At 62.1% G+C, this 21,574-nt stretch carries 21 protein-coding genes; 12 read left to right on the top strand and 9 right to left on the bottom strand.

Annotation, left to right across the window (positions count from 1 at the left end):
* The first annotated feature begins 58 nt into the window (after positions 1-58).
* The 3 genes from AB4Y87_RS08295 to AB4Y87_RS08285 all read left to right on the top strand — a co-directional run bounded on the left by AB4Y87_RS08295 (position 59) and on the right by AB4Y87_RS08285 (position 5,012).
* Positions 59-3,274: an efflux RND transporter permease subunit gene (locus AB4Y87_RS08295; RefSeq protein ID WP_442003904.1), complete on the top strand. Its 3,216-nt coding sequence runs from the start codon at positions 59-61 to the stop codon at positions 3,272-3,274.
* Between the two features lie 137 nt (positions 3,275-3,411).
* A complete protein-coding gene (locus tag AB4Y87_RS08290; RefSeq protein ID WP_442003903.1) occupies positions 3,412-4,536 on the top strand; it encodes an LLM class flavin-dependent oxidoreductase in 1,125 nt (374 codons plus the stop codon).
* Positions 4,536-5,012, top strand: coding sequence for a MarR family winged helix-turn-helix transcriptional regulator (locus AB4Y87_RS08285; protein ID WP_442003902.1), 477 nt, complete (start codon positions 4,536-4,538; stop codon positions 5,010-5,012). The genes AB4Y87_RS08290 and AB4Y87_RS08285 overlap by 1 nt, the downstream gene beginning before the upstream one ends.
* A gap of 50 nt (positions 5,013-5,062) precedes the next feature.
* Here AB4Y87_RS08285 and AB4Y87_RS08280 read toward each other — a convergent pair whose 3' ends face one another.
* Both AB4Y87_RS08280 and AB4Y87_RS08275 read right to left on the bottom strand, forming a co-directional pair.
* On the bottom strand, positions 5,063-5,869 hold the full coding sequence (locus AB4Y87_RS08280) for a transglutaminase-like domain-containing protein (RefSeq protein WP_442003901.1): 807 nt from the start codon (positions 5,867-5,869) through the stop codon (positions 5,063-5,065).
* 70 nt (positions 5,870-5,939) lie between these two features.
* On the bottom strand, positions 5,940-6,806 hold the full coding sequence (locus tag AB4Y87_RS08275; RefSeq protein ID WP_442003900.1) for a hypothetical protein: 867 nt from the start codon (positions 6,804-6,806) through the stop codon (positions 5,940-5,942).
* A 62-nt stretch (positions 6,807-6,868) separates the two neighbouring features.
* Between AB4Y87_RS08275 and AB4Y87_RS08270 the strand changes: the two genes are divergently transcribed.
* From AB4Y87_RS08270 to AB4Y87_RS08255, 4 genes are all read left to right on the top strand, one after another.
* Positions 6,869-7,543, top strand: coding sequence for a DUF1684 domain-containing protein (locus AB4Y87_RS08270; protein ID WP_442003899.1), 675 nt, complete (start codon positions 6,869-6,871; stop codon positions 7,541-7,543).
* An 87-nt stretch (positions 7,544-7,630) separates the two neighbouring features.
* A complete protein-coding gene (locus AB4Y87_RS08265; RefSeq protein WP_442003898.1) occupies positions 7,631-8,233 on the top strand; it encodes a DM13 domain-containing protein in 603 nt (200 codons plus the stop codon).
* A gap of 25 nt (positions 8,234-8,258) precedes the next feature.
* The gene (locus AB4Y87_RS08260) at positions 8,259-9,107 is read left to right on the top strand and encodes a fumarylacetoacetate hydrolase family protein (RefSeq protein ID WP_442003897.1); all 849 of its coding nucleotides are present in this window, start codon (positions 8,259-8,261) and stop codon (positions 9,105-9,107) included.
* A gap of 18 nt (positions 9,108-9,125) precedes the next feature.
* The gene (locus AB4Y87_RS08255) at positions 9,126-9,611 is read left to right on the top strand and encodes a GtrA family protein (protein WP_442003896.1); all 486 of its coding nucleotides are present in this window, start codon (positions 9,126-9,128) and stop codon (positions 9,609-9,611) included.
* A gap of 18 nt (positions 9,612-9,629) precedes the next feature.
* On the opposite strand, the gene AB4Y87_RS08250 is transcribed toward AB4Y87_RS08255, so the two are convergent.
* From AB4Y87_RS08250 to AB4Y87_RS08225, 6 genes are all read right to left on the bottom strand, one after another.
* Positions 9,630-10,796: a cysteine desulfurase family protein gene (locus AB4Y87_RS08250; RefSeq protein WP_442003895.1), complete on the bottom strand. Its 1,167-nt coding sequence runs from the start codon at positions 10,794-10,796 to the stop codon at positions 9,630-9,632.
* 5 nt (positions 10,797-10,801) lie between these two features.
* Positions 10,802-11,710 (bottom strand): carboxylating nicotinate-nucleotide diphosphorylase, encoded by a 909-nt coding sequence (gene nadC / locus AB4Y87_RS08245; protein ID WP_442003988.1) that lies wholly within the window; start codon positions 11,708-11,710, stop codon positions 10,802-10,804.
* Between the two features lie 10 nt (positions 11,711-11,720).
* A complete protein-coding gene (gene nadB / locus AB4Y87_RS08240; RefSeq protein WP_442003894.1) occupies positions 11,721-13,460 on the bottom strand; it encodes an L-aspartate oxidase in 1,740 nt (579 codons plus the stop codon).
* A gap of 45 nt (positions 13,461-13,505) precedes the next feature.
* Complete coding sequence (gene nadA / locus AB4Y87_RS08235; protein ID WP_442003893.1) at positions 13,506-14,813, bottom strand: quinolinate synthase NadA; 1,308 nt, start codon at positions 14,811-14,813, stop codon at positions 13,506-13,508.
* Entirely contained in the window at positions 14,810-15,529 is a 720-nt protein-coding gene (locus AB4Y87_RS08230; protein ID WP_431115590.1) for an NUDIX hydrolase, read from the bottom strand. The genes nadA and AB4Y87_RS08230 overlap by 4 nt, the downstream gene beginning before the upstream one ends.
* 112 nt (positions 15,530-15,641) lie before the next feature.
* Positions 15,642-16,115, bottom strand: coding sequence for an Lrp/AsnC family transcriptional regulator (locus tag AB4Y87_RS08225; protein WP_442003892.1), 474 nt, complete (start codon positions 16,113-16,115; stop codon positions 15,642-15,644).
* Positions 16,116-16,291: 176 nt separating this feature from the next.
* On the opposite strand from AB4Y87_RS08225, the gene AB4Y87_RS08220 reads away from it, so the two are divergent.
* The 5 genes from AB4Y87_RS08220 (at position 16,292) to AB4Y87_RS08200 (ending at position 21,115) form a co-directional block, all read left to right on the top strand.
* Entirely contained in the window at positions 16,292-17,677 is a 1,386-nt protein-coding gene (locus AB4Y87_RS08220) for an amino acid permease (protein WP_442003891.1), read from the top strand.
* Between the two features lie 138 nt (positions 17,678-17,815).
* Positions 17,816-18,868, top strand: coding sequence for a thiamine pyrophosphate-dependent enzyme (locus tag AB4Y87_RS08215; protein WP_442003890.1), 1,053 nt, complete (start codon positions 17,816-17,818; stop codon positions 18,866-18,868).
* A 40-nt stretch (positions 18,869-18,908) separates the two neighbouring features.
* A complete protein-coding gene (locus AB4Y87_RS08210) occupies positions 18,909-19,961 on the top strand; it encodes an alpha-ketoacid dehydrogenase subunit beta (protein ID WP_442003987.1) in 1,053 nt (350 codons plus the stop codon).
* Entirely contained in the window at positions 19,954-20,283 is a 330-nt protein-coding gene (locus tag AB4Y87_RS08205) for a biotin/lipoyl-containing protein (protein WP_442003889.1), read from the top strand. The genes AB4Y87_RS08210 and AB4Y87_RS08205 overlap by 8 nt, the downstream gene beginning before the upstream one ends.
* A 1-nt stretch (position 20,284) precedes the next feature.
* Positions 20,285-21,115 (top strand): alpha/beta fold hydrolase, encoded by an 831-nt coding sequence (locus tag AB4Y87_RS08200; RefSeq protein ID WP_442003888.1) that lies wholly within the window; start codon positions 20,285-20,287, stop codon positions 21,113-21,115.
* Between the two features lie 14 nt (positions 21,116-21,129).
* Here the strand turns inward: AB4Y87_RS08200 and AB4Y87_RS08195 are convergent, their stop codons facing one another.
* Complete coding sequence (locus tag AB4Y87_RS08195) at positions 21,130-21,543, bottom strand: MarR family transcriptional regulator (protein ID WP_442003887.1); 414 nt, start codon at positions 21,541-21,543, stop codon at positions 21,130-21,132.
* Positions 21,544-21,574 lie beyond the last annotated feature (31 nt).

Genomic DNA, 21,574 nt, shown 5'->3' with positions numbered 1-21,574 from the left:
GGGCTGCGGCCGGGTTCCCGTCAGCCGAATTGTTCCGTAGATCTCAGGAGACTATGCAATGTTCCGTCTGGCCACTTTGTCCCTGGGAAACCGTGCCCTGATCGCGCTGATCACCGTCTTTGCGGCGGTGTTCGGCGTGATCACCATGGGCTCGCTCAAGCAGGAACTTATTCCCTCGATCGAGTTCCCGCAGATCACAGTTATCACGTCCATGCCCGGCGCTTCTCCCGAAGTAGTGGACAAGCAGCTGAGCAGACCCCTTGAGACAGCCCTGAACAGCGTCGAGGGACTTGAGTCCACCACCTCCACATCCCGCAACGGTGTTTCGCAGATCACCATGGTGTTCACGTACGGCTCCAACCTTGACCGTGCACGGAACCAGATCGACCGCGCGATTTCCAACGCCAAACGCGTGCTTCCGGCCGACGTCGAGCCGCAATCCATTGCCGGCAACATCAGCGACTTTCCCATCGTGTTCCTGGCTGTCTCCTCTGACAAACCGCTCAGCGAACTCAATGCCGACCTCCAGCGCTTGAGCGTTCCCCGGCTGCAAAAGATCGACGGCGTCCGCGGCGCCGATCTGACTGGCGGCTCCAAGCAGCACATCCTGATCCAGCCCCGTCCTGCCGATCTCGCGGCGAAGGGTGCGTCCATCCAGTCGATCAGCGGCGCACTGAAGAACAACGGCACGCTGGTTCCTGTGGGCACCATAGAGGACCAGGGCAAAACCCTGTCCCTGCAACTGGGCAGCCCGGTTGATTCCCTTGAAGTCATCAAGGGCTTGCCGATATCGGGCGCAAAGGATTCCGCCACCATCGGAACTGTTGCCGATGTCAGCATCGAAGACGACCCCGCCACATCCATCACGCGCACAAATGGCAAGCCAACACTTGCGCTGTCAGTCACCAAGAAGCCCGAAGGCGACACTGTGGCGATTTCGCACGCGGTGCGGGATGCGCTTGCGCCGATGGAGGCGGAGCTGGGGAACAACGCTGCGTTCACGCCCGTCTTCGATCAGGCTCCTTTTATAGAGAAGTCCATCAAGGACCTCACTACTGAAGGGCTCCTGGGCCTGGGATTTGCCGTCGCTGTCATCCTGGTCTTCCTGATGTCCGTACGGTCCACGCTGGTTACGGCCGTGTCCATCCCCCTTTCCCTCCTGATCACGTTCATTGGCATTTCCGCCACGGGCTACTCGTTGAACATCCTCACTCTTGGTGCGCTCACCATCGCCATTGGCCGGGTCGTTGATGATTCGATCGTGGTGATTGAGAACATCAAGCGCCATTTGAGTTATGGCGAGCACAAGCTGGCCGCCATCCTGACGTCCATCCGGGAAGTTGCCGGCGCCATCACTGCCTCCACGTTGACCACGGTGGCCGTTTTCCTGCCCATCGCGTTCGTGGGTGATCTGGCAGGCGAGTTGTTCCGGCCCTTTGCCCTGACTGTGACCATCGCCCTGTTGTCTTCCTTGCTGGTCTCATTGACGATCGTTCCTGTCCTGGCCTACTGGTTCCTTCCCTCACCCCGCCAAGGTGCCGAAGCATCAATGGAGCGCAACGAGGCTGCCGCGAAGGCACGGGAAGCCGAACAGCGGAGCCGGCTCCAGCGAGGCTACTTGCCCATCCTCGCGAAGACACAGAAGCACCCCGTCCTCACTTTGTCTGCGGCAGCCTTGGTGCTGGTGGCAACGGTCGCCGTATCGCCATTGCTAGCCACGGACCTACTGGGGAGATCCGGCGAGAACAGCATGACAGTGCGCCAGGTCCTTCCGGCAGGAACGAGCCTGGAGGCCACAAGCGATGAAGCCTCCAAGGTGGAGGACATGCTCCGTGGCATGGTGGGCATCAAAGACGTCCAGGTTACTTCCGGTAACGCCCAGTCGGGTTTCGCCGCGCTAACGTCCACTGGCTCCTCCAACTCGACCTTTACGATCGTTACGGACGAGAAAGCGAACCAGAAGAAGCTTCAGGACGATGTCCGCTCCAAGCTCCAGGGGGCCACGGGCAAGATCAGCGTAGGTTCCCAACAGGGCGGATTTGGCACATCATCCACAGTGGACATCACCATCAAGGCCGCAAATTCCGCTGATCTCCAGGCCGCAAGTGATGCCATGGTCAAGGCGATGCAGGACGTCCCCGGCAGCACTGAGGTGTCCACCAACCTCGCAGCGAACCAGTCGGTCGTCCAAGTGCGCGTGGATCGAGCGAAGGCAGTGGCCGCTGGGCTGACAGAGGAACAAGTCGGGGTTTTCCTGGCATCGACCGTCAGCCCGGTCCCCGCAGGTACGGTACGCATCGAGACCAACGACTACCCCGTCCAGATCGGAAAGGGAACACGCTTCACCAGCATCACCGCGGTCCGTGCACTGCCACTGCCCACGGCGCGTGGTCCTGTGACGCTGGAGAGTATCGCCACCGTCGAACAAGTCGACACGCCTGTGTCCATCACGAGCAGCAACGGCCAGCGGACCGCGAATGTAACTGTGACGCCGTCGGGGTCCAACTTGGGCAGCGTCAGCACCGAGGTGCAGAAGCGGTTGGCGTCCGTTGAGTTGCCTGCCGGCGTCACGGCGTCCGTTGGTGGTGCCACGACGCAGCAAGCGGAGTCCTTCCGTCAGCTTGGCTTGGCTCTCCTGGCTGCGATCGCGATCGTCTACGTGATCATGGTGGCTGCCTTCAAATCGTTGGTGCAGCCGTTGATCCTCCTGGTTTCTGTTCCCTTCGCCGCGACAGGCGCTGTGGGCTTGCTATTGGCGACGGGCGTTCCCCTGGGGTTGCCATCGCTGATTGGCATGCTGATGCTGGTTGGCATCGTGGTCACCAACGCAATCGTGCTGATCGACCTCATCAACCAGTACCGCAAACCCCACAACGGCACACCGGGCATGAGCGTGGCCGATGCCATCACCCACGGCGCCCGCCAACGCCTGCGACCCATCCTGATGACGGCATTGGCCACAGTGTTCGCGCTGACCCCTATGGCCCTGGGCCTCACCGGTGGCGGAGGGTTCATTTCGCAGCCGCTGGCAATCGTCGTGATCGGTGGCCTGGTGTCTTCAACGGCGCTGACACTCATCCTGGTCCCCGTCCTTTACAAACTGGTGGAAGGACGCCGGGAGAAAAAACAACTCCTGAAGCAGCTGCAGCACCGCCCCGAAGTCACGCCGGATAAGCGAAATGGCGGGAACGGCCACGACGACTTCGTCGACTGGACCACCGGCATGGTGCCCCGGATTACGGGACGCCGGGCGGCGAACAACCCCGCGGAGTAGAGCCGCATCAGCAGCCAACAGGGCCGGGAACAATTCCCGGCCCTGCCCTGTTACAGGAACTGATACATGCAAATGCATCTAGTTTGAGATACACTGTTTACAGAGCCCGGGACCACGGGCAGGGAGAAAGGCACATCATGCAGATCGGCGTATTCAGCGTCAGTGACATCACCACTGACCCCACCACGGGCCGTACGCCCACGGAGAACGAACGCATCAAGGCCTCCGTTGCCATTGCCAAAAAGGTCGAAGAAATCGGCATGGATGTCTACGCCATAGGCGAGCACCACAACCGTCCCTTCTTCTCCTCCTCCCCAACGACCACCCTGGCTTACATCGCGGCCCAGACCGAGCGCATCACGTTGTCCACGGCCACAACCCTGATCACCACCAATGACCCGGTCAAGATCGCCGAGGACTTTGCGATGCTGCAGCATCTCTCCGATGGCAGGGTTGACTTGGTGCTTGGGCGCGGCAACACGGCGCCTGTATACCCTTGGTTCGGAAAGAACATCCAGGACGGGATCGAGCTCGCGATCGAAAACTACAGCCTGCTCCGCAAGCTGTGGGATGAGGATACGGTCAATTGGTCGGGCAAGTTCCGCACCCCCCTGCAGAACTTCACCTCTACACCGCGCCCGCTCGACGGCGTTGCCCCCTTCGTCTGGCACGGCTCCATCCGCACGCCGCAGATCGCCGAAGTAGCTGCCTACTATGGTGACGGCTTCTTCGCCAACAACATCTTCTGGCCCAAGGAGCACTACCAGCAGTTGATTGGCCTGTACCGCGAGCGCTACGAGCACTATGGGCACGGCACGGCCGACCAAGCAATCGTGGGCCTTGGTGGACAGTTCTTCATGAGGAAGAACTCCCAGGACGCCGTCAAGGAGTTCCGCCCATACTTCGACAACGCACCTGTGTACGGTCACGGTCCTTCCTTGGAGGACTTCACGTCACAGACACCCCTGACCGTGGGCAGTCCGCAGGAAGTCATCGAGAAGACGCTCACCTTCCGTGAATTCTTTGGCGACTACCAGCGGCAGTTGTTCCTGATCGATCACGCGGGCCTGCCTCTGAAGACCGTCCTGGAGCAGCTTGACCTCTTCGGCGAAGAAGTCCTTCCCGTGCTCCGCAAGGAATATGCTGCCCTGAAGCCGGCCAACGTGCCGGACGCGCCGACGCACGCTTCGCGCGTTGCTGCGGACATGGAGGCCAGCGTCAACGAGTCCGCTCCAGCTGGAGCCCCGGGTCAGGAGGCCTGATGTCCAACCCTTCGGCGTCCTCCGCCGTTCGCCTCGCCGCCGAGACCTGGGAGTCGCTGTTCCGCTCCCAGGTGGCGGTGATGCGGAAACTTCAATCAGGTCCGGCGTTCAAGTCCCTGCCGGTCAAGGAGTATGACGTCCTGTTCACACTCTCGCGATGCCCTTCCGGTCAGCTGCGGTTGAACGAGATCAATGACAAAGTGCTGCTCAGCCAGTCCAGCCTGAGCCGTTTGGTGGACAGGCTGGAGAAGCGGGGTTTGGTGGAGCGGACAACAGCGCCAGACGACGGCCGTGGAGTGCTGCTGTCCCTGACAGAATCAGGCAGCGAGTTGCAGAAAACGATTGGTCGGGAACACGTGCGCGATATTGCCCAACTCGTTGGGCCGGCGCTTACAGTCGAGGAGCAGCGCGAGCTGTTGCGCCTGACGGAGAAGCTACGCGCCTCAGTGGCAGGACACCAGGCAACGCACGGGTAGGGGTGCCCCTCCCCGTCGTCTCAGGGGCGGTCATCTCAGGGCACGTCGTCTCAGTGCAGGCGGACGAGCTGCCGTGGATCCTCCACAGGGAGCTCGCCGTTGACTGATGCGCTGACCTTGAGGGTCTTCAGCGACAGGCTCCCACCCACCGTGGACAAGAATGCTGTATCTGAAGAATCCCGTCCTGCCGTGATGCGAAGCATGGACTCGCGCGGCGCCAGCCCAGTCGGATCAATGATGTGCCATCCATCATCTATGTAGGCCTCTGCCACAGCGTGGAAGTCCATGGGACTCAAACCGGGTGCGTACACAGCTGCGAGGCGGGCCGGCACATCCTTGGCCCTCAAGAGGGCAATGGCCAAGTGTGCAAAGTCACGGCAAACACCGCGCCGGTGGAGGAGCGTCTCCACCGCACCGTCTGTTCCTCGCGAGGATCCACTGACGTAGCGCAGCTCTCCATTGACCCAATCACGGACAGCGTGGAGCAGTTCGGCCCCGCTAAGGCTGCCGAACTCGGCATAAGAGGTGGGCAGCAACCGATCAGATTCGGCGTAGCGGCTCGGCCGGACGTACCGGATGAGTTCCATGGGAGAGGGTGTGTCGCGGTCTGCGAAGCCATGGACTGTGGCTTGGTAGTCAACCGTCACTTCGCTGGGCTCCGTGAATTCCATGTATTGGAAGCGGCCCCCGTGATGGTCGCTGAGTTCAGCGAAGGGAATCTCGTTCCCATCAAGAGTGATGGAGAGTGTTTCCGTTACTGACTCGTACCCCGGATTGTTGGCCACGGCGATGGCCATGGCCACTTTCGTGTTGGCTACAGTCTTGAAAACGAGCTTGGCAGCAACGTTGCGTTCCATTAATCTCCGGGGTGGGTTGCGGCGGGACAGCCCCCGATGCCGCCGTTATATGGATCAGCCAACCGCAGGACTACAGATTGACCTTCAGAGACAGTAGCATCCGTTGGACGTTGGCGAATTCAGAATCATGGGCGACGTACTTCGCGGCCAGGTCCAAGGTGTCAAAAGTCTTTGCCGGGGCTACTTTTTCATCGGCGGCGAAGGCATGGACCGCTGTAACATCCCCGAAAGAGTAGTCGCCCTTGCCGGAAGGTCCCTGAATGCGGTTCCTTAGTTCGCAAGCCTGGCCGTCGGCGCCAGCCACCATGTTGGTGATGCCGAAGGAACCGAAGAATTTGTAGCCTTGGATCACGCGGAAAACGACGCGGGGATCGATGGTGTCCGGACCATCGGAGTGCGGAACATCCAATGGCGCACTGCTGATAACTATGTAGGGATGGCTTTGGCCAGCGGGGCAAGCGATAGGCCCTGCCGGAGGTAGTCCTGTCTGCAGGGTCGCGATGTATCGGCCCCCGCTATCTTTGACTTCGACCTTCAGGGCACCTGGAAGTGAGCCGGCTTCAGCCGTGACAGACTGGGCAATCCAATTCTCCGGGAGTTCGAAGCTGACCTTTTTGGCGGGATCCGTGTAGGTCTTCCAGGTCAATGCCGTGGATGCCGAGCTGGGGTCAGAGGTGGATGCAGCAGTTGAACCGGGTGTCGCGGAAGGGGTGCGGGAGACGGCGTCTCCCGACGGCGTCGTACTTTCTGATCCGGAGCCCTGGGACGGGAGGCCTGATTCGGAACTGTTTGGATGGGAACCGGAGGTCTGGGAAACCTGTGGGCCCTTGTTCTCAGTGGAACAAGCCGCAGTAGTCATAAGCAGGACCGCACCCACTACCAGTGCGCCGAGCCGAAGCTTCGCCGTCATGCCATTCGGATGGATGGTGCCGTTCATGCGCACAGCTTATCGGCGGGTAAGGCCCGACACGGGATTTGACGGCGTACTAGGCTGAAGACATGGCTCCCGATCAGCATGACGCATTCGAGGACAACATGCCCAACATGTCCGCTGTTGATATTGCGGATTGGCGGTTGCGGACCTTCGCCCTCTATGACCAAGTGCGGCAGCTCGCGGCTACAGATCCGTTCGATGCACACAACTATTGGCGCCAGGAGCGGGACCGGATGTTTGCTACCCATCCTGCGTCGGCGCTGACGGCTGAGATGAAATCGTCTTTCTCCGGGTTGCGTACCGCCGACTATGACCCCGCCTTCCGGATGTACGTTCCGCTGTCACCGGAGGGGACGGGACAGGAAATGAATGTTGAAACAGGGACCGACGGCGTAGTTCCGTTTGTGAGGATTGGAACCTTTGAGTTGCCTGGACTCGGATCCTTGGCCGTTTGGCGGCTGCGAAGCTACGGCGGCGGCATCTTCGTGCCTTTGCGCGACGCTACCGCCGGCAAAGCCGGTGGAAGCTACGGCGCCGGAAGATACCTTTTGGACACAGTGAAGGGCGCTTACCACGGTGTTCGGCGCATCGATGAACGGCAGGAGTTCATCGTGGACCTAAACTTCGCGTACAACCCGTCCTGCGCCTACAACGAAGCTTGGGCGTGCCCCTTAGCCGGACCGCCCAACCGTCTCGCAGCCGAGGTACCAGTGGGTGAGTTGTATTTAGGAGACGGCTAACGCCAATTGGGCGAGGGGCCCCCAGCGTCACGGAACCGTAAGTTCTGGAACACCCTGGGACAGACCGTAAAAGCCTAGCCTTGGAGCATGAACAGAATCGGCCGGATGATCCGTGCTCACAGGATCCTTGCCACCACGGTCGGCGCAGCGGTCGCGTTCCTGGTCATCGTTGCCGCCGCCCTGTTCCAGCCTTGGCGGCTGTTTACGAGCAGCAGCGTGAACGAGGCCCTGCCGCTGGCTCCTCCCGCATCAACGTCGGCGTCCCCTTCGACTGCACCCACTACCGATTCACAGGGCAACGGCTCGCCTTCCCCCAACACGTCAGCCTCAGCGCCAGCAGGCAACACCGATCCTGTGGTGCTGGGCTTCGGCAATTTCCAATCCCAGGAGCATCAGACTTCTGGTACTGCACAGCTCCTGGAACTGCCCGATGGCTCCCGTGTGCTGAGGTTGGAAAACCTGGCCAGCAGCGATGGTCCGGACGTCAAGGTCTGGCTCAGCAGCCTTGAGGCAGGAGGCGATTGGTACAAGTACCGCTCGGATCGGTATGTGGACCTCGGCCCCGTCAAAGCCACGCACGGCAACCAGAACTATGTCATCCCCGCCGCCGTGGACCTCTCCGGCCTGCAATCGGTAGTGCTCTGGTGTGACCGTTTCAGCGTAGCTTTTGGATCGGCGCAGCTTGCCTGACGGCAGGAGGACGTAGGATGTCATCATGACTTCCCGCCTCCCCCGTCGCATCGCCCGCGTCCGCCCCCTGGATTCACAGGACCTGAACGAACAATTCTTCGTTTCCAACGAGGCCCGGGACTTCGAATCGGAGGCGGGGAAGCGCTGGATTGTCATCGATTCGCCCTTCGGGGCATCAAGGGCAAACGCGAGTAGCCCGTCGCGCCATGGTTGGGAATCAGGGATTGGAGTGACTGAGGATGCTTTCACTTTCCTCGCGCCTTCAGTGCCTGCCAACGTCTTTGGTATGGCCCACAACACAGGGCAAGCCGGCAGGGACCTTCAACCACAGGCATTTCACAAGGCCGCGTCCAGCGTGATTGGTCCGGGGGAGGCGATCGAGCTGAGTTCGAACGTCGGTCATGTGGACCCGGAAGCGGAACTGACGGTCGTCGTCGGACGTACAGCGCGAGGCCTGACGCTGGAAACGGCGGGGTCGGCAATCCTCGGCTACACCATCGGGAACGATGTCTCTGCACGCGACCTCCAAAAGACCGACGAACTCTGGATCAGCGCCAAGAGCCAAGACACCTTTACGCCTGCGGGTCCCTGGATCGTCACCGAACTGGACGCCACAGATCTTTCCATCGGGATCGTCCACAACGGCACCGCGCTCAAAACCGCCAGCTCCGCGGACCTCGGCTGGAAAGTGGACGAGATCTTGGTCTACCTGTCCTCGTTCATGACCCTGCATCCCGGCGACCTGATTCTGACTGGCTTCCCCGCCGAGTGCGCGCGCATTCAGCCAGGTGACACTGTGGTGTGCCGGGTGGAAGGAATTGGGGAGCTCTCCAACCCGGTCACGAAGGCTTCCTGGGAGGTCCTGCCCGCATAGTGTGTCAGGCTTAACCACATGGAGACAGCCGCAGACGCCACCGAACTGCGGCCGCCTCCCTTACAAAAGCCTCCCAGGAAGAGGCATCGCGGCCTCCTCAAGTACCCCGTGGTCCGGCAACTGCTTCGCTTCACCGGCGTCGGAATTCTCTGCACGGCGAGTTCGCTTGCCCTCTACGCGCTGCTGCGTCCCTGGATCGACCCGCAGCTTGCCAACGCCGTGGCGTTGATCCTCACGTCGCTCATGAATACAGCACTGAACCGCAGGCTGACGTTCAAGATCAGCGGCAGCAGGAAACGCGGCCAGGACCACTTGCATGGGTTGATTGTGATTGGCATTGCGCTGGTCATCACTGGTGGGAGTCTGGGCATCCTGCATCTCATCCACCCCGACGCTACGGTGAGTGAAGAACTCTGGACCACGACGCTCTCGGGCTTCGTCGCCACAGGCGTCCGGTTCACCCTGTTGAGGCACTGGATTTTCCGCCGCGCCCGCCACGTGTGACTACGCGGCAACGTGTGACTAGTTGGGTTGGGGAGACGCCAGGTTCCGGACACGCCCGACGGCGGTTTCCACGGCTCCAGCAGCTTGCTCCAGTTCGGCTTCGGTGACAGTTGAGGCGAAGCTGAAGCGGGCGGCCGTCTGGGCTATCTCCGGGGCAATGCCCAACGCCACCAGCACCGGTGACGGCGCATCAGATCCGGCAGCACAGGCGGAGCCGCTGGAGCAGACCACGCCGAGGCGTTCCAGCTCAAGCAGGACTGATTCGCCGCTGGTTCCAGGGAAGCAGAACGATGCGATCGATGGCAGCCTCTGGCTTCGATGCCCTGTCAACAGGGCGCCTGGAACGGTTTGGAGGATGTGCGAGACGAACCGCTCCCGCAACTCAGAAACCCGCGAGGCCAGCTCCGGCTGCTCGCCAACGCTCAAAGTCAGGGCGGTGGACAACGCCACGGCCCCGGCTACATTCTCTGTTCCGGACCTCTTTCCCCGCTCCTGGCCTCCACCATGAACCAACGGCTCAACGCGCATCCGGCCCTTCGTGAACAGGACTCCGGATCCCTTGGGCGCGCCGAGCTTGTGCCCGGAAATGCTCAGCGCATCTACGCCCAGGGCCTTGACATCCAAGCTCAACCAGCCGGCGGCTTGGACAGCGTCAGTGTGGAAGGGGATGCCAAACCCATGTGCTACGGCAGCAAGGTCCGCGACGGGCTGGACAGTACCAATCTCATTGTTCGCATACATGATGCTCACCATGGCTGTGTCCGGCCGAAGAACCGCTCGGAGCGCGTCCACTGTGACCACTCCGTCCCGGTCCACCGGCACCACGTCCACGCTGAAGCCATGCACGCGTTCCAAGTAGCGGGCGGATTCTTCCACCGCCGGATGCTCGATGGCGCTTATCGCTACCCGCTTCAGCGAGGGATCCGCTGCCTGCCGCGCGAGTGCGATTCCCTTGACGGCCAGGTTGTCCGCTTCCGTTCCGCCCGAGGTGAAGGTCACCTCGCCCGCGCGGCAGTTAAGCACCTTCGCGACGGCGGATCTCGCCTCTGCGAGCGCCGTCGCCGCCGCTTCACCCAGGCTGTGGTGGCTGGATGGGTTGCCAAACTCGCCGCTGAGGTAGGGCCACATGGCTTCGAGTACTTCGCGCCGGACAGGCGTGGTGGCTGCTGCGTCCAGGAAGATCATGGAAGTCAGACTGCTTTCAGCTCTGCATCCGTGCGCGGCTCTGCGTCGGTTCGCAGCTCAATATCCAGTCCGAGGTCCAGTGCCGAAACACTGTGCGTCAGTCCGCCGATGGAGATGACGTCCACGCCTGTTGCCGCGATCTCTGCAACTGTGTTGAGGTTGACGTTGCCGCTGGCTTCCACGTTGGCTCGTCCATCTACCTGCTTGACGCCTGCCCGCAGTTCATCGATGGAAAAGTTGTCCAGCATGATGGTGTCCACTCCCGCGGCCAGCACGGGTTCGATCTGATCTGCGCGGTCAACCTCAACTTCAAAGTGCGTGGTGTGTCCCAGCTGGGCTTTGGCGGCTACGAGCAGTTCGGTCAGTTTTGCAGGGTCTCCGCCAGTCATGACAGCCAGGTGGTTGTCCTTTGCCAGCACAGCGTCCGAGAGGCTGTAGCGGTGGTTCGCTCCCCCGCCGCAGCGCACGGCATAGCGTTCCAGCACCCGCAAGCCGGGCGTTGTTTTACGGGTGTCCGTGATCCGGGCGCGCGTTCCTTCAACGAGCCTGACGAATTCTGCGGTCTTCGTGGCAATGGCGCTCATCCGCTGCACCAGGTTCAGTCCGACGCGTTCCGCCAACAGTACCGAGCGCGCACTGCCGGTGACCCGGGCGAGGTGGGTGCCGGCGTCGAACGCTTCACCGTCGGCCAGCAACAGCTGCACTTCCGTGTCCGGGTCGACGAGCTTCATGGCGTCGCGAAACACGGTTCCACCGCTGAACACGCCCGGCACGCGGGCGTTCAGGACTGCCGTGGCACGCGCCCCAGCGGGGATCAGCAGTTGTGAGGTGATGTCGCCGCTGGGAGCGTCCTCAGCGAAGGCCCGTTCCAGGATGTCCCGCACAGGCGCTGTGGGAAGGGTCAGGTTGGTCATGGAGGTCAGGTCAGTCATTGACGAGGCTCGCTTTCCGGCTCATGGTGTAACGCTTGTCAAAATCGTCGACGGCGGCTGGTTCCCTCACGCCGTCACTGCGGTAGTGGGCCCCCAGCGAATCCCGCCGCTCCCGCGCCGCCCGGACCAACAGCTGCGCCGCAAGCAACAAATTGGAGTCCTCATGCACGCGAACATCTACAGAATCAGGAGCACTCAGAGGCAGAACATCGCCCTCCCAATATCCAAGAGCTTCCGCGGCCTCCTCCAACAACTGACCAGTACGCAACACGCCAGCCTTCGCTGTCATCAACCGGCGAAGTGCCTCCCGCGAAAACCCGCCTGGAAGTGCTGTCGCTGGGGCGGTTTCGTTGAAAAGGCCGCTGCGATCGTCGTCTGGCGGGGTCCCGGCAGCGTGCGTAAAAGCGAGGCCGCCCGCGGCCGAGTTAGCACGCAGAGGGACTCCGTTAGGCGACCCACCGCGGTCCCCAGCCAGGAAAGCAGAAACAGCCCGCCGCCCGAACACGAGTCCTTCGAGCAAAGAGTTGCTCGCCAGCCGATTAGCCCCTTGAACCCCGGTGCAGGCAACTTCGCCAGCGGCCAACAACCCAGGAACAGAGGTCCGGCCGTAAAGGTCGGTCACCACCCCACCCATCCAGTAATGCGCCGCTGGAGCGACGGGTACAGGCGCGCGGCTCCAGTCAAAGCCGGCTTGTCGGGTGCGTTCGCTGATAGTGGGGAAGCGCCTCTCGAGGAAGCCCTTTCCATGCTGTTCCTCGATCACGGTTGCATCGAGGAAGACGTGACCGTTGGGGTCACCGAGTGCTGCAAGGTGCAGGGCTATGCTCCGGGAGACGACGTCCCTGGGGGCGAGCTCGCCGTCCGGGTGGTAATCGGCCATGAACCGGCGTCCAGTGGCGTCCACGAGAATGGCGCCTTCGCCGCGGACTGCCTCGGAGATGAGCAGGGGGTCAGTGTTGCCTTCGGCTTCGAGGGCATCCCCTGTACGGACCATGCACGTGGGGTGGAACTGAAAAAATTCGAGGTCGGCCACTGCGGCGCCGGCCCGCCAGGCCAAAGCGAGCCCGTCTGCTGTGGCGACTGCCGGATTGGTTGTTTGTGCGAACAGTTGACCGGCCCCTCCTGTTGCGAGGAGCACGGCGTCGGCGTAGTAGCCAAGTTCCCTGCCGTCGTGGAGGAAGTTGACGCCCACCACGCGTCCGTCGCTCCGGGACAGTGAGGTGACCTGCGCATGCCCGATCACCTGGATTTTTCCAGCCGCCTGGAAGTCCAGCACTGTCTTGATCAGGGCGGCTGCAACCCGTGCACCTGTTGCGTCTCCTCCGGCGTGGAGGATACGCGGGGCAGAGTGGGCGGCTTCGAGGCCCAATGAGGGATCGCCGTCGTCGTCAAGGTCGAAACGGACGCCGAAGCGCTCAAGTCCGGCAATGTCCATCCGGGCCTCGGTGCACAGCACCCGCACGGCTTCCTCGTCGCAGTGGCCCGCGCCGGCATTGAGGGTATCGGCAATGTGGGCAGCAACGGTGTCCCCCGGAGCTGGCTCGTCCAGAACGGCCGAGATGCCGCCCTGGGCCAAGTATGTATTGCTGTCCGCGAGCGCGCCCTTGGTGAGCAGCACCACTTCGGCTCCGGCTTCGGCGGCCAGCAGGGCTGAGTACAGCCCCGCTATGCCACTTCCGACGACGATCAGCCGCTTGGGCTGGTGCCCTTCAGCGAGGCTTCCTGAGGTCATGTGAGGCTCGATTCGGATCGTCCGGAGGACCGGTGTGGGTAACGGTTAGGCAGGCTTTGCGGCCAGCATGCGCTCCAGCGCAATTTTGGCGTTGTCCTGTACGGCGTCATCCACAGTGATGCGGTTGACGATGCGTCCTTCGACGAGTTCCTCAAGCACCCAGGCAAGGTAACCCGGGTGGATGCGGTACATGGTGGAGCAGGGGCAGATCACCGGGTCCAGGCAGAAGATGGTGTGCTGTGGGTTTTCCGCGGCGAGCCGGTTCACCATGTTGATTTCGGTACCGATGGCGAAGGTGGTTGGTTCGGCGGCCGCAGCGATGGCCTTCTTGATGAAGTCGGTGGACCCTGCAGAATCGGCAGCGTCCACAACTTCCATGGGGCATTCGGGGTGCACGATCACGTTGACGCCGGGGAAGTCGAGCCGGGCTTTTTCGATCTGGCCCACGTTGAAGCGCTTGTGCACCGAGCAGAACCCGTGCCAGAGGATCACGCGGGAGTCCAGCAACGTCTGTTCGTCGTTGCCGCCCAGTTCCTTGCGCGGGTTCCACATGGGCATCTGCTCCAGGGGGACGCCCAACGCCTTGGCGGTGTTGCGGCCCAGGTGCTGGTCGGGGAAGAACAAGACACGCTGCCCGCGCTCGAAGGCCCATTCCAGGACCACCTTGGCGTTGGAGGACGTGCAGACAATTCCGCCGTTGCGGCCACAGAAGGCCTTCAGTGCCGCGGAGGAGTTCATGTACGTGACGGGAATGACCGGGACCCGGCCGTGGGCGTCGGTGTCCGTGCCGAAGATTTCTTCGAGCTGTTCCCAGCATTCCTCTACAGAGTCCTCATCAGCCATGTCTGCCATGGAGCAGCCAGCCGCCAGGTTGGGCAGGATGACTGCCTGTTCGGGCGTGGAGAGGATATCCGCCGTCTCTGCCATGAAGTGGACGCCGCAGAAGATGATGGCTTCGGCGTCGGGCTTGGTCAGTGCAGCATTTGCTAGCTGGAAAGAGTCACCCACGAAGTCGGCGTACTGGATGACTTCGTCACGCTGGTAGAAGTGGCCCAGGATTACGGCGCGGTCCCCGAGTGTCTCTTTGGCAGCCCGGATACGGGCATCCAGTTCAGCATCCGTCGCCCGCTTGTACTCGTCCGGGAGCTGTCCCTGGCGCGGTGTCTCCTTGGGAGCGACGTCGCTGCTGGAGGCTCCCGGTCCGTAGGCGGGGGCACCGGCAAGAGCCTCGGCAAGGTCATACTCCCAGGGCCCTTTGGCGAGGGCCGAGCTGCAGGTGGATCCCGCGCGGGAAAGGCCCTTCTCGGCTTCCTCACGTGTGATCAGCTGGACGGCAGTGTTGACGCTGCTCATGGTGTACTCCTGTTATCTGGCCCGAGACCGGGCGTGCCGGTGAAGCGGTAGAGGCGTGGCGGACGGTGTTTTCCGCCCTGCAGGTATTCACCGGTTTCTTCAATGTCCGGTGTGGCTTTGATATGGCGGCGGAAGTTTGCCGGATCCAGTTGGCGGTCCAGCACGGCTTCATAGACTTCACGGACCTGCGCGAGGGTGAAGAACTCACCCAGCAGGTGGTAGGCGATGGAACCGTAGGCCATCTTGTTGCGCAGGCGCCAGAGTGCGTAGTCCACAATCGCGTTGTGATCGAAGGCGAGTTCACCGAGCCTGTCCGCCCGGAACCACCGGACATTTTCCGATTCGTCCGCGAGGGCGGCTTCGGTTGGCTGGACGAGTGCCCAGTAGACGATCGATACGACGCGCTGGCTGGGCGAACGATGCAGACCGCCGAAGGCGTAGAGCTGCTCCAGGTACTGCGGTGCCAGCCCCGTGGTTTCGCGGAGGTTGCGCGAGGCGGCGTCCTGGAGGGATTCATCGTGTGCCAAGGGCCCGCCGGGAAGGGCCCACAGATCCTTGTAGGGCTCGCGGATCCTTCGCACAAGCGGCAGCCAGAGCGTGGGGCGGCCGGATGTTTCGCTGGGGCGGAGGGCGAAAATCACCGTTGAAATGGCCAACGACGGCGGCGCCAAGCGGCGTTCAGCAACGTTCGCTGAGATCGGGTTCACGGCGTTCACCTCGCTTCGTCGCCGCCTGGAGATCTTCCTCCACGCACTGGAATCTTAGTTAAAGTCATCTTGACTAGAACTAATGGTACGACTCCGCAGCCTCTTGGCAAAATGCCCTGCGTCACACTGACTTGGCGGCAGCTTCCAGCAGTGGCAGGGTCCGGCCCTGGATGTGGCTGTTGAGCACAATGACGGACGAGCAACGCACCACGGATTTGGTGGCGATCATCGCGTCCAGGACCCGCTGCATATCAGGATTTGAACGCGCTGCGATGCGAACCATCAGATCGGAATTTCCCGTCACGGTGTGCACTTCAATGATCTCCGGGATGGCGCTAAGGCTTTGGATAATGGCGTCGTGACCGATCTCCTGGGTAATGGTGACCGAACAGAACGCCACTACGGGGAACCCGAAGTTGGCCGGATCCGGTTGTGGGACCCAGGAGCCGATCACTCCGTTTTCGATCATTCGGTCAATCCGGGACTGCACCGTAGCCCTGGCAACCCTCAACACGCGGGATGCCTCCAACACAGAGGACCTTGGCGAATCCGTGAAGAAACGTACAATTTTTGCATCAAGCGCATCGACCAGCATCAAAGTTCCTGTCCCCGGGGATTCTTACCCATCACATCGCCACAGCAAAAAGTGATGTATCTTACAAACTGCGAGAATTATTCCACGGCTCTTGCTGCGTCGTCGACGCCCAGCTTGCTCAGCCCAAGAGGCCAGCTCGCTAAACCGAGTATGAAATCCATAGAAGGTAGACACGTATGACAACGAAGTCCATCGCGGCTCCTGCCCCAACATCCGGACTTGGCCATTCACTCAAGCCACGCCAACTCACCATGATGGGGCTCGGAAGCGCCATCGGCGCAGGCCTCTTCCTCGGCTCCGGCGCGGGCATCCAGGCCGCCGGCCCGGCGGTCCTGATCTCCTACCTCGTGGCGGGAACCCTGATCATCCTGGTCATGTGGGCCCTGGGCGAGATGGCTGCCGCAAACCCCAACAGCGGAGCTTTCTCCGTCTACGCCGAAAAGGCGATGGGCAAGACCGCGGGCGGCACCATTGGGTGGCTCTGGTGGCTGCAGCTGGTGGTCGTCATCGCAGCCGAAGCACTTGGCGCAGCAGGCCTGCTCTTCACCGTGTGGCCTGTGATTCCGGTGTGGGTGCTCGCCCTGGTGTTCATGGTGGCATTCACCGGCATCAACCTCGTGGGCGTCCGCAACTTTGGCGAGTTCGAATTCTGGTTCGCGATTCTGAAAGTCGCGGCAATCGTCATCTTCCTCCTTATCGGCGCCGCCCTGCTGTTCGGCTGGCTGCCCAACGTTGCCTCGCCTGGCCTGTCGGCCTTCGGGGACTTCGCCCCCAACGGAATCGGCGGCATCGCAGCTGCTTTGTTCGTGGTGATCTTCGCGTTCGGCGGAACGGAAATCGTCAGTGTCGCTGCTGCTGAAACCGAGAACCCGGCACACAGCGTCGGCAAGGCCATCCGGACTGTGGTTTGGCGCATCCTGGTCTTCTACATCGGCTCCGTTTTCGTCATCGCAGCGGCTCTTCCTGTTGGCTCCGATGGGTTGAAGTCCCCCTTCGCGGGCGTACTGGACCTCGCGGGTATCCCTGGTGCCGGCGCTGCCATCACCCTGGTGGCCGTAGTTGCCCTGCTTTCCGCCCTGAATGCCAACCTGTACGGCGCCTCAAGGATGATCTTCTCCCTGTCCGAGCGCGGCGAGGCTCCTGGCTTCCTGTCCAAGCTGAGCGCCTCCAAGGTGCCGGTGGCCGCCGTCGGGATTTCCGTTGCTTTCGGCTTCATCGCAACCGTCCTGGAACTGCTCTTCCCCGAGCACGTACTGCCGGCGCTCCTGAACCTCGTGGGCTCCACGTGCCTGGTGGTGTGGGGCACCGCATTGGTCTCCCAGTTCATCCTGCGCCGCAGGGCCGACCGCGAGGGAACCGAATTGCCGCTGCGCATGAAGGGCTTCCCGGTCCTCACGGTCGTTGGAATCGTCCTGCTGGGCATCATCCTCGTGGTGGGCTTTGCAAACCCTGAGAGCGCCGGCCAGCTGATCGGTACGTTCATCCTGATCCTGGTTATCGCCGCTGGATGCTTCCTCAACGCCAAGTCGAAGGCCGGAAAGCAGCCACTGCATACCAAGTAGCCGCCTGCTCATTGAAACCAAGAGGTCCTGCGCAATTTGTTTTGCGCAGGACCTCTTTCCGTATCCAAATTGTACAAAATGTTTCGTCGAAACTTAGCTGATTGCGCACGCCCCTCGCTGGTGACTAGGGTCACAGCCATGACTACCAAACCCGTGCTCGCCGCCGTCGATGAGGATGCGGCGCCGCTTACGCACGAACAACTGCGTGAGCTCTACTCCCTGATGGCCTCCGTCCGTCACCTGGACACCGCAGCCGTTGCCTGGCAGCGCCAAGGCATCATTCCCGGCTATGCGCCCCAGCTGGGCCAGGAAGCCGCGCAGGTAGGCAGCGGATATGCCGTTGACCGGACCCGCGACTTCGTGTTCCCCACATATCGCGAGATGGGCGTGGCCCGGGCCATGGGCCTGGACATGGTGGGCTACATGTCAACGCACAAAGCCACGTGGCATGGCGGAATGTACAACCCGCTGGAATCCCGCTTCGCCCCCATCCAGGCTGTAGTAGCCGGATCGGTATTGCATGCTGTTGGCTGGGCCCACGGCCAAACCCTCTCCGGAAAGCCCGACTGCGAACGCGGCGTTGCCATGACATACTTCGGCGACGGAGCATCCTCCCAGGGCGATGTCCACGAGGCCATGAACTTTGCTGCCGTGATGAAGGCGCCAGTGGTCTTCTTCATCCAGAACAACGGCTGGGCAATCTCCGTGCCCACAGAGCGCCAGGTGGCCGGCGGCTCCGTCGCTGCGCGCGCGGCCGGATACGGGATTCCTTCCGTGCAGGTGGACGGGAACGACGTCGTCGCAGTCTACGAGGCCACACGCTCGGCTTTCGCCCATTGCCGTGGCGGTAACGGACCTGTCGTCATCGAAGCCATGACCTACCGCCGCGGACCCCACTCCACGGCGGACGACCCCGGGCGCTACCGCACCCTGGAAGAAGAACGCCTCGGCGCGGGTGAAGATCCCCTTGAACGCTTCAAGCAGCGCCTCCTCCACGACGGCATTGCGGACGACGCATTCTTCGACAAGGCACAGCAGCAGGCCCAGGAGGAAGAGGAAGCCATCCGCACGGGTATCGAAGCCCTTGGACCACGTCCCGGCGCTGAGATGTTCAGCCTCGTCTTCCAGGAACCAACGCCTACCCTCCAATCCCAGGCCACTGCGTGGCGCAAGGAGTCCGAACATGTCTGACACAGCCACGGCACTATCGTTCGCTCCCGGGTCCGCCACAATGGAGGCGGAACCCGTCCTGCAGCTGTCCATGCAGCAGGCCCTGAACCGCGCGCTTGACGAGATCCTGGCCGACAATCCCAAAACGGTCATCTTCGGCGAAGACTGCGGCCGCCTGGGCGGCGTTTTCCGGATTACCGACGGGCTGCAGGCCAAGCACGGCGAAGAACGGGTCTTCGACACCCCACTGGCCGAGTCCGCAATCCTGGGCATGTCAGTTGGACTGGCCATGGCAGGCTTCCACCCCATCCCCGAAGTCCAGTTCGACGGCTTCGCCTACCCAGCCATCAACCAGATCGTGTGCCAAATCGCCCGGATGAACTACCGCAGCCGCGGCACGCTCCCGATGCCCATCACGCTCAGGGTTCCCAGCTTCGGCGGAATCCGCGCTCCGGAACACCACGGCGAAAGCCTTGAAGCTCTGTTTGCACACGTCCCGGGCCTGAAAGTGGTTTCGCCGTCCAACCCGCACGACGCCTATCACCTTCTAAAATTCGCTGCCACGCGGCCGGATCCTGTCATCTTCATGGAACCGAAATCCCGCTACTGGCAGAAGGGTCCGGTAGACGTCAACAGTCCTGCTCCCGGTCAAACACCTCAGGATCAAGCAATGCTCGACGGCGGCGTGAACGACGACGGCAGCCTCACGGGTGCGCGTGTTGCGCGGGAAGGCCGTCATCTGACACTCGTCGCCTGGGGCGCCATGGTTGCACGGTGCCTTCAGGTCGCCGCGCTTGCAGCGGAAGATGGCATCGACGTCGAAGTCCTGGACCTGCGTTGGCTGAAACCAATCGACGCCGAAGCCCTGGCGAGGTCCGTCGGGAAGACGCGGCGCGCCGTCGTCGTCCATGAAGCGCCACTGACCTCAGGCCTCGGCGCCGAAGTCGCCCAACTCATCACGCAGCATTGCTTCCAAACCCTGAAGGCTCCCGTGGAACGCGTGACCGGCTTCGACGTGCCCTATCCCTCCGGTGACCTGGAGGACGAATACATTCCCAACATCGACCGCATCCTCTTTGGGATCCAACGCGTACTGGAGTACCGCCGTGGCTGAACTTTCCTTCCCGCTCCCCGATCTGGGCGAAGGCCTCATCGACGCGACCGTCCTGGATTGGCTCGTATCACCGGGCCAGCAGGTGGAGCGCAACCAGCCAATTGTGGAGCTGGAAACCAGCAAGTCCGCACTCGAATTGCCCAGCCCGCAGGCGGGTAAAGTGGTGCGTATTCACGGAGCGCCCGGAGACACCATCAACGTCGGCGAACCGCTGATTGTGTTCGAGGTTCCGGACGACACCGCCGGGATCGTGGGCACTGTTCCGAAGGACGAAGCACCCAAGCGCCGGGTCCGCCTGAGCGCCGTACTCGATGAGGACTGACATGATGACCGGCAGGCACACCGTGGAACAGCACAGGCACACAGTGGAGGGCACAGACCCCGAATTGTTCGTGGAAGTCCATGAACCAGCCACCGACGCCGGCCTCCGCCCCATCCTGCTGATCCATGGCTTTTCGTCCTCGAGCAAACTGAACTGGGCCGACAGCGGCTGGATCACCACCCTCCAGGAGGCTGGCCGCCGGGTGATTACGGTGGACCTTCCCGGCCACGGTCAGAGCCACTCCCCCGAGGATCTGGACTCGTACACGCCCAGCCGCATCCGTGCGGACCTCCTCCAGATTGTCACCGACGCCGGGGCGCGTCCGTTGCGCGACGGCGATCCTTCCACGGGACTGGACATTGTCGGTTACTCCTTGGGATCCCGGCTGGCTTGGGAGTTCGCCGCAACCCAGCCGGACCTGGTTCACCGGATCGTCCTCGGCGGACCGAGTTCAGCGGATCCGTTGGCAACCTTCGACCTCGCTGCCGCACAGCAGCACCTGGCCGATGGCACACCCATTGAGGACCAGTCCACCGCCGGGCTGCTGAAGATGGCACAATTGTTGCCCACCAATGACCTGTTCGCGCTGCTTTCGCTCATCGAGGCCATCAAGGGTGAACCATTTGATCCTGCCGAGGCTGCACCGCACGTGCCTGTCCTTTTGGTTGCCGGCGAAAAAGATGATCGCGCGGCCACCATGCCGGAACTCGCGCACCTCGCCGGCGAGCGGGGGGCCCTGGTGGAGACCCTTGTGGTCCCGGGACGCACCCACACGAACGTGATCACAAGCAGGGCTTTCAAGGAAGCTGCCATCGAATTCCTTGGCGTGTAGAGATTGCGCCGGCGCTAACGGGTCAACCGCTCCGCGTTAAGGCTCATTCGTTCCAGAACGCTCAACGCCATGGCATATTCATCGATTCCTATGCCCATGGAAAGATCCTGGCGGGCGGCTTCCACATAGCGGAGGGCCTCGTGGTATTTCTCCCGGCCGAGCTCGCTGAGCGCCAGGCGGTCGTCAATCATCGTGATCATGCCCCTGCCGACCAACGAGGCAAGCTCCCGCTCCCGTAATCGGGTGTCATCGCCCCAGAACGGGCGCAGGATCTCATCCAGCTCATCAGGACGGACCGTTCCCTCTGCCAAAGTGCCCAAGGTCTGCCACTGCCGCCGGCTCAGCTTGACCCGGGCCAGCGTGGCATCGAGTTGGAGTTCCAGGGCGGCGTCGAGCCTCTTGATCCAATATCCAATGGGCTTGTTCACAAGCCCATGCTTCCAGCGGATGCCTTACCCG

This window comes from Paenarthrobacter sp. RAF54_2, from assembly GCF_052113945.1.
GTDB lineage: Bacteria > Actinomycetota > Actinomycetes > Actinomycetales > Micrococcaceae > Arthrobacter.
Note: the sequence above shows the minus strand (reverse complement) of the source record. Positions and strands in the feature narration are given on the sequence as shown.